General features: G+C 65.1%; 6 protein-coding genes. 1 reads left to right on the top strand and 5 read right to left on the bottom strand.

The window, feature by feature from the left end; all coding sequences use genetic code 11:
- On the top strand, positions 1–510 hold a 510-nt coding region (locus VKP01_RS14195), incomplete at its 5' end, for a toprim domain-containing protein (RefSeq protein WP_324413387.1).
- A gap of 34 nt (positions 511–544) precedes the next feature.
- On the opposite strand, the gene VKP01_RS14190 is transcribed toward VKP01_RS14195, so the two are convergent.
- The 5 genes from VKP01_RS14190 to VKP01_RS14170 form a co-directional block, all read right to left on the bottom strand.
- The gene (locus tag VKP01_RS14190; protein ID WP_324413385.1) at positions 545–2593 is read right to left on the bottom strand and encodes a M3 family metallopeptidase; all 2049 of its coding nucleotides are present in this window, start codon (positions 2591–2593) and stop codon (positions 545–547) included.
- An 86-nt stretch (positions 2594–2679) separates the two neighbouring features.
- The gene (locus VKP01_RS14185) at positions 2680–3588 is read right to left on the bottom strand and encodes a LysR family transcriptional regulator (RefSeq protein ID WP_324413383.1); all 909 of its coding nucleotides are present in this window, start codon (positions 3586–3588) and stop codon (positions 2680–2682) included.
- 205 nt (positions 3589–3793) lie between these two features.
- A complete protein-coding gene (locus tag VKP01_RS14180; protein WP_324413381.1) occupies positions 3794–6886 on the bottom strand; it encodes an efflux RND transporter permease subunit in 3093 nt (1030 codons plus the stop codon).
- 12 nt (positions 6887–6898) lie between these two features.
- Positions 6899–8026 (bottom strand): efflux RND transporter periplasmic adaptor subunit, encoded by a 1128-nt coding sequence (locus VKP01_RS14175; protein ID WP_324413379.1) that lies wholly within the window; start codon positions 8024–8026, stop codon positions 6899–6901.
- Positions 8013–8639, bottom strand: coding sequence for a TetR/AcrR family transcriptional regulator (locus VKP01_RS14170; protein WP_324413377.1), 627 nt, complete (start codon positions 8637–8639; stop codon positions 8013–8015). Before VKP01_RS14170 ends, VKP01_RS14175 begins: the two co-directional genes overlap by 14 nt.
- Positions 8640–8863: the final 224 nt, after the last annotated feature.

Below are 8863 nucleotides of genomic sequence, written 5' to 3'. Positions count from 1 at the left end.
ACCCTCGCCATGGGCTGCGGGACGCGCAAGGATTGCGACGCGGAAAACCTGCGCTACGACCGCATCATCATCATGACCGATGCCGATGTCGACGGCGCGCATATCGCGTCCCTGCTGATCACATTCTTCTACCGGCAAATGCCCAAGCTGATCGACAAGGGCCACCTCTATCTCGCCATCCCGCCGCTCTACAAGCTCACCCACGGCGCCAAGACCGTCTACGCGCATGACGATGCCCACAAGGATGCGCTGATCAGGAGCGAATTCAAGGCCAATGCCAAGGTCGAGGTGAGCCGCTTCAAGGGTCTGGGCGAAATGATGCCGGCGCAGCTCAAGGAAACCACCATGCACCCGGAGAAGCGCACGCTCCTGCGCGTCGCCGTGCATGGAGACGACCGCGAGGCCACCGGCGATGCGATCGAGCGGCTGATGGGTAACAAGCCGGAAGCGCGCTTCAGCTTCATCCAGGAGCGCGCCGCCTTCGCCACCGATCTCGACCTGGATATCTGAGCAGGAGAAGCGGGGCTTTGCGCCACGCCCCCGGTTACGCCAGCCCGCGCTTCTCCAGCAATGGCCCGACATCAGGCAACCGGTCGCGGAAACCGCGGTACGCATCTTCCGGATCGCGCAGATTGCCCGCCGCGTAGATGAAATCATGCAGCCGCTGGGCGACCTGCGGATCGAAGGGATCGCCCGCCTCGGTGAAGGCGGCAAACGCATCCGCATCGAGCACTTCCGACCACAGATACGAGTAATATCCGGCGGAATAGCCCTCGCCGGAAAAGATATGCGCGAAATGCGGGCTGCGGTGGCGCATCTCGATCGCATCCGGCATGCCGATCCGCGATAGTGCGGCGCGCTCGAAGGCGATGGGGTCGGCGGCGGCATCCTCGGCATGGGCGTGCATATCGAGATCGACGAGCGCGCTGGCGCAATATTCCACCGTGGCGAAACCCTGGTTGAAATTGCGCGCTTGCGCGAGGCGCTCACGCAATCCCGCCGGCATGGGTTTGCCGGTCTGCGCATGCACAGCGAAGCGTTCGAGGATTTCGGGCACTTCGAGCCAGTGCTCGTAGAGCTGCGAGGGCAGTTCGACGAAATCGCGCGAGACGTTCGTGCCCGCGAGCGAGGGATAGGTGACGTCGGATAAAAGCCCGTGCAGGGCGTGGCCGAATTCGTGGAACAGGGTGCGCGCATCATCGAAGGACAGAAGCGCCGGCTCGCCCTCTGCGGGGGCCGAGAAATTCATCACATTGACGATGATCGGGCGCACGCGTTCGTCGAGATTGCGCTGGCCGCGATAGCTCGAAGCCCAGGCGCCGGAGCGCTTCGAGGCGCGCGCGAAATAATCGCCGTAGAACAGCCCCATATGTGCACCCTGCGCGTCAAGCACCTCCCACGCCCGGACATCAGGATGGTAGACGGGGACATCGTCGCGCGGCGTGAATTGCAGGCCGAACAGGCGCTGCGCCACGTGGAAGGCTGCCTGGATGATGTTGTCGAGCTGAAAATACGGTTTGATCTCGGCCTCTTCGAGCGCATGGGCGCGCTGGCGCTCCTTCTCGGCGTAATAGCGCCAGTCCCAGGGCGCGATCGCATCATTGGCGCCCTCCGCCCGGGCCAGGGCGGCGAGCGCATCGCGCTCTGCATCGGCGCGCGCCACCGCCGGCTTCCAGACGCGGCTCAACAGATCCGAGACCGCCTGCGGCGTCTTCGCCATGGTGTCGTCGAGCTTGTAGGCAGCGTAATCGGCATAGCCCAGAAGCTTTGCCCGCTCATCGCGCAGACGCAGGGTCTCGCTCATGATGGCGGCATTGTCGTGCGCGGTGCCATCGCCGCGCATGGTCCAGGCGCGAAACGCCTTCTCGCGCAGGTCGCGGCGCTCGGAGAATTGCAGGAACGGCTCGATCGAAGAGCGCGCCAGCGTGATCACATACTGCCCCTCCCCCAGGTCGCGATCGCGCGCGGCGCGGGCCGCCGCCTTGATCAGGAAATCGGGCAGGCCTGCGATATCCGCCTCCCCTTCCAGCACGAGCGTGAAGCCGCTCTCGTCAGCGAGCACGTTCTGCGAGAAGGCGGTACCGAGTTCGGCGAGACGCTGCGCGATTTCCGCCAGCCGCGCGCGCTCCGCCTCGCCCAGATGCGCGCCGGCGCGGGTGAAGCCGAGATGATAGCGCTCGATCAGACGGATCTGCTCTGATGTAAGCCCGGCGCTCTCGCGCGCCTCGAAGATCGCGGCGATCCGCGCAAACAGCTTCGGATCGAGATGGATCGCGCTCGAATGCCGGGAGAGCTTCGGCGCAATCTCCCGCTCGATCTTCTGGATCTCGGGATTGGTATGCGCCCCAGACAGATTGAAGAACACGCCGACGGTGCGCTTCAGGCGCTCGCCTGCCCGCTCCATCGCGGCAATCGTATTGTCGAAATCTGGCCCGGTCGCCTGATCGCGGATCGCATCCACCTCCGCCCGATGTTCGCCCAGCGCCGCCTCGAAGGCCGGCGGGAAATGCTCCGGCGCGATCTGCGCGAAGGGCGGCACGGCGAAGGGGGATTCCCAGGTCGCAAGCAACGGATTGGCGGCAACATCCTGCATTGAGCGTGTCTCCTTCGACGATCACGCCCAGTGCATAGCATGTTTGGGCCGGGACCCAAGCCCCGGCATCGTCGCAGCCGGCGCCCTCAGGGACGATCATCCGGGAGGAATTCCTGACGGGCCGCCTTCACCTCGCGCACGAGGAAATCCATCGTGGCGCGGATGCGGGCGATATCCTTGAGATCGGCATGGACGATCAGCCAGTAGGCACGGGTGAATGTTGCCTTGTCCGGCAGGATCTGCACCAGCCGTGAATCAGCAGCCGCCACATAATAGGGCAGAACCACCACGCCGGCTCCGGCCAGCGCCGCCTGCATCTGCGCGACGAGCGAGGAGCTCTGCAGCTTGGCCCGCATGCCCTTGGAGACTTCGTCGAGATAGTCGAGCTCGGGGGTGAAGATCAGATCGTCGATATAGCCGATGACGGTATGATCCTGGAGATCGTCCGGCTCGTTGATCGGCTTGTGCGCATCGAGATAGGCCTGTGTGGCGAAGACGCCGAGCCTGTAATCCGTCAGGCGGCGCGCCACAATCTTGCCCTCTTTCGGAGGCGCCAGCGAAATCGCGATATCGGCCTCGCGCTTGGAAAGCGACAGGAGGCGCGGCATGGCCACGATCTGCATTTCGAGATCGGGATATTGCTCGCCGAGATTGGCCGTGCGCGGGGCGAGGAACATGGCGCCGAACCCGTCCGGCGCACCGATGCGCACCGTACCCGAGAGGGCGAGATCCGCACCGCCGATTTCGCTCGATACCGCGAGCGCCTGGGTCTCGATCGCCTCTGCCTTGGAGAGCAGCCGCTCACCATGTTCGGTGAGGGCATAGCCTTGCGGACGGCGTTCGAACAGCTTGGCCTTGAGGGCATCTTCCAGCGCGGTGATGCGGCGCGACACGGTTGCATGATCAGCGCCCAGTCGTCTCGCGGCCACGGTCAGTCGACCGACCCGCGCCACGGCCAGAAAAAAGCGCAGATCGTCCCAATCGAAACGGCTCATGACTTCACTCCAAAGCGTGCGTTATTGAATTACGTAAATGCGCACGTCGTTAAGAGCATTTGTCGTATATCTGTGCAGATATCGCAATAATATTGTCATGACCGATACGCGATACACCCATGCGTACAACGCAGGGCAGCGCCCGGCAATCTCCACCGGTCGTGCTTATGCTGCAACGCGGCAAGTCTTTGACACATGGCTTCTTTCACGCCTGCAGGGGTTGCGCTACGTCATCCGCCTGCGGCTCGAGCACCGCATCGTTGCCGCGTCTGATCCGGAAGAAAATTGCATACAATACCGGCACGGCGACAAGGGTGAGTACGCTGGCGAAGGCCAGACCGGCCATGATTGTCACCGCCATATTGGCGAAAAACGCGTCCGTCAGCAGCGGCGCCATGCCGAGAATCGTTGTCACTGCCGCAAGCGTCACCGGGCGCAGACGACTGACGGAGGCATCCACGAGCGCCGTGAAACGCTCGCGCCCGGAGGCGATCTGTGCGTCGATCTCGTCCACCAGCACGATCGCGTTCTTCATCAGCATGCCCGACAGGCTGAGGAAACCCAGAAGCGCCATGAAGCCGAAGGCGAGCCCGGAGCCGAGCAGCCCCAGAACCACCCCGCAGACCGACATCGGCACCACCAGCCAGATGATCAACGGCTGCCGGATCCTGCCGAAGAGCAGGATCGAGATGATCAACATGACGAGGAAGCCGAGCGGCAATTGTCGGCCGAGCGATTCCTCGGCCTCGGCTGACGCTTGGTATTCACCGCCCCATTCCAGTCGATAACCCGGCGGCAATTCGATCCTCTCGATCGCATTTAGAATGCGCCGGCGCGCCTCATCGGCCGTCAGGCCCGGCAGGGGGTCAGCCTGAACCGTGAGCGTGCGAACCCGGTCGCGTCGGCGGATCAGCGTCTCCTCCGGAACCAGTTCGAACCGATCCACGATCTGCGAGACAGGCACGAAGGCTCCGCCGCCGGGGCTGGCGACGAGGCGATCCTGCAACTGGCCGGGATCGAGGCGTTCACGCTCCGGCGGGCGCGCGATAATGGGGATCAGTTCCTCGCCCTCACGATAGGTGCCCGCGCGCACCCCCGTGGTCGAAAAGTTCATCACCTGCGCGAGATCGGCCCGCCCCAGACCCGCAATGCGCGCGCGTTCCTCGTTGAAGACCGGCGTGATCACCAACTGGCGCTGTCGCCAGTCCTGGCGGATATCGATCAGCCCGCCATCGGCAAGCATGCGTCCTGCCGCTTCCTCACCGAGCGCGCGCAACACGCTGGCATCAGGTCCGGAGAAACGTGCCTCGATCCGCGCACCGCCGCCCGGCCCGAAGAACAGACGTTCTGTACGAACTTCCGCTTGCGGAAAATCGGCGCCCAGCTCCGCCCTCAGCCGCGCTGCGAGGGGCGCGATCATCGCGCGATCCTCCACCCGCACGATGAGCTGGCCGTAAGCCGTATTCGGCTGCTCGGGCGCATAGGTCAGCATGAAGCGCGCCGCTCCGCGCCCCACGAAGCTCGCCACCGAGACGACGCCCTCCTCCTGCATCACCCGCTGCGTGATCGCATCGATGTCGCGCGCCGTGGCGCGGATATCGGCGCCCTGGGGAAGCGTGTAATTGACATAAAAGAGCGGCGTGTTCGATTCCGGGAAGAAGGCCTGATCGACGAACTGAAACGCCCAGATGCTCGCTCCCGTCATACCCACCAGAGCGACGACCGTGAGCAGACGCACCCGCAACGCACCGCGCAGAACCGCACTGTAGATCCGGTAGATCAGGCCCCCATAGGGATCGCGCTCATGCGAATCCGGCGCCACCTTAAGGAGATAATAGCCGAAGAGCGGTGTCACCGTGATGGCCAGCACCCAGCTCAGCAGCAACGATATGCCGATGACCGCAAAGAGCGAGAACAGAAATTCCCCCGTGGCATCCGGCGAGAGGCCGATGCCGGAAAACGCCATGATGCCAATCACCGTCGCACCCAGAAGCGGCACCTGGGTGCGTCTGGCCGCCTCCCGCGCCGCCTCGCGCGCCTTCTCGCCGCGCTGCATGTTGATGAGCATGCCCTCGGCCACGACAATGGCATTATCGACCAGCATCCCCATGGCGATGATCAGCGCGCCGAGCGAGATCCGCTCCATCTCGATATTGAACACGCGCATGAAGAAGACGGTGCCCAGCACGGTCAGAAGCAGCGTCGCACCCACCACCATGCCCACGCGCCAGCCCATGAACAGCATCAGCACGGCGATCACGATGGCGACGGAGAGCGCCAGATTGACGATGAAATCGTTGATCGCTTCGTCGACGACCCGATGCTGTTCGTAGATCGGGTGGATCTCGACCCCGACCGGCAGCCGATCCTCGATGGCGCGCAGATGCGCCTCCACCGCCTGGCCGACGGCGACGATATTGCTGTCGGCCACGCCGGATACGGCCAGGGTGAAGGCGGGATCGCCGTTGAAGCGCACCAGATGATCGGGAATCTCGACCGGCTCGCGCGTGATTTCGGCGATATCGACGAGGCTCAGCTGCTCGGTCGTGCCTGGCCGGCCCACACGCAGCGCCTCGATGGCGCGCACCGTGTCCAGACCGGGGCGCACGGCCACGCGCAGGCGCGCATCCCCCACCCGCGTGGCGCCTGCCGGCTCCGCGGCGTTCTCGGACTGGATCGTGGCGAGGATCTGGTCGACGGAAATGCCCAGACTCGCCAGGCGTTCGTTCGAGACCTCGATATAGATGGCCTCCTCACGCTCGCCGTCGGTCGCGACCTTGGCGACATCGGGGACGGTGAGCACTTCCCGGCGCAGGAATTTCGCGATCTCGCGTTTCTCGCGCGCGGAAAAGCCGGGCGTCGTGACAGCATAGAAGATTCCGAAGACATCGCCGAAATCATCATTGACGACGGAGGGCCCCGCGCCGTTTGGCAGGCCGCGCTGGGCATCGCCGACCTTGCGGCGCAACTCGTCCCAGATCTGGGGTAGCTGCGTGCCGTCATAGATCATCTTGATCTCGACCTCGATCTCCGACATCCCCGGCATTGATTTCGAGGTGACGCGATTGAGCTGCGGCAGTTGCTGGATGGCGGATTCCAGGCGCTCGGTGACCTCTTCCTCCACCTCTTCGGCCGTCGCGCCGGGATATTCGGTGAGCACCACCGCCTGCTTGATGGTGAAGGACGGGTCTTCCAGCCGCCCCACGGTCAGAAGCCCCCAGATCCCGCCCAGAAGGCAGATCAGCACGATGATCCAGGTATTGACCGGCTTGTCGATGGCCGCGCGGGCGATGTCCATGTCGATCCCGCCTCAGAAGCTCTCGAAGGGACGCACGCGCATGCCCTCGCGCATCAGATGCGCACCCGCCGCGACGACCCGCTCGCCCGGCGCCACGCCGTCACGCACCGCGATGCGATCCTCGCCCACATTGCCGAGCGCGACCTCTCGCGGCGCCACACGCCGCGTATCCGGATCGTAGACCCAGATGCGGAAATCGCCCCCGGGATCCGTATCGATGGCCGAGACCGGCAGCGTCATGGCTTCCCGCGCTCTCGCAGCGGCGAGGCTGACGCGCACGGAGACGGTCATGCCCGGCAGGATCGTGCCGTCGAAGGGCACGTCGAGGGTGAGCGTCACCTCGTAGGTCTGGGCGATGGCGTCGGGCTCGGTGGCGTGTTCGCGATAGGTCAGCGGCAGCGGCTCATCGGGGCGATCGGGAAAGAACGCCTCGATGCGAAACATGTCGGGGGTCGAGACAAGGCCGATCATGTTCTCGGGCACGTTGATATGCACCCGCAACTCGGTCACGTCCTGCACACGCACAATCGGCTCCCCCGCCGGTACGTTGGCAAAGGCATCGGCGAGACGGCGCGTCACCAGCGCGTCGAAGGGCGCGGCGATGGTGGTGTGGGCGAGGTTACGCTCGGCATTGTCGAGGGCGACGCGGCGCAGCCGGTATTCGATTTCGGATTGCTCGAAGGCCGCCGTCGAGATCGACTCGCGGGCGACGAGCTCGCGCTTGCGCTCGATGTCGCGCGCGGCGAGATCGTATTGCAATTGCGCCTCGCGCAGCGCCAGCGCGTAATCATCGGGCTCCAGCATCGCGATCGTGTCGCCCTCGGCGACCCGCGCGCCCTCCCGCACCGGGATATCCGCGATGCGCCCGCCCACCTGGAAGGAGAGATCGACCGTCGAGACCGCATCGATCCGCCCGACGAAGCGCCGCGCGGTCAGATCCTCCGTCTCCCCCGCCGTAATCAGCCGCACGGGCCGGATCAGCTCCGCCTCCTCGATCGCAGCCCCCTCCTGGCAGGCGGCGAGCCCGAGGGTAGCAAGGGCGAGAAACGTGAAGGCGAAGGTGCGCCGGAAGCGGCGCGGGAAGCCGTGCAGGGAGCGGCGCGCGTGGTCATCCAGGGTGTTGCCGTCAGTCGTTGTCATCGCGGGCCTCCTGCGCGCACGTATTATAAGGCGCGTCCGTTGCCAAAGCCTTGCCGGGCCGAACCGGCGCATCCGGCTCCTCCGCCATGGCGGCAAGGCGCGCGAACAGGCGCGTGCGCTGCGCCGCGTCATAAGGGGCGATGCCGAGGATGTGGTGAAACATCAGCCCGTCCGCTGCCGCGCAGAGCAGGAAGGCACGGTCCGGATCGGCACATTCCGCCGCGAGCTGATCGAGATGCACGCCGATGGAAGAGCGCAAGGGCGCAAGCAGATCCGGATTCTGCGCCCCGGCGGCGAGGATCGCCATGGCGACCGGGCGCTCGACGTCGCACATGCACGAACACGCCGCGATCATGGCGCGCAGCGACGGGTTCAGCCCGCCGGCATATTCCGCCCGCCGCCGCGCGATCCCGGCCTCGAATTCCGCGATCAGCCGCTCCAGCATGCCGGCGATCAGCGCATCCTTGCCGGGAAAGTGATAGAGCACCCCGCCCTTGCTCACCCCCGCCTCGCGCGCCACCGCATCCAGCGTGACATGCCCCGCCCCGTCCCGCGCCGCGACGCGCTGCGCCGCATCGAGAATTCCATCCCGCGCTGTGCCAGATTGCTGCATGCGTTTGCGCCTTTGGTCTTCGTCCGGCTCGGCGGGTGATGCGCCGGGATGATGATTCGCCCGGTGATTCGCGATTTGCGCGCGATACGCGTCGGCGACCCGACGGACTATACCGACCGGACGGTATAGTGCGACAGCAGATAACCTGGGTGAGCGGTCCTGGCAAGGGGAAACACGCCGGTTTTTACGGCGGTGCAGCGAAGATTTGGTTTACGCCGGTGGGG

It is taken from the genome of Saliniramus sp. (assembly GCF_035311605.1).
In the GTDB taxonomy this organism is placed as follows: Bacteria; Pseudomonadota; Alphaproteobacteria; order Rhizobiales; family Beijerinckiaceae; genus Saliniramus.
The sequence above is the reverse complement of the archived record's forward strand: the minus strand, read 5'-3'. Positions and strand labels throughout refer to the sequence as shown.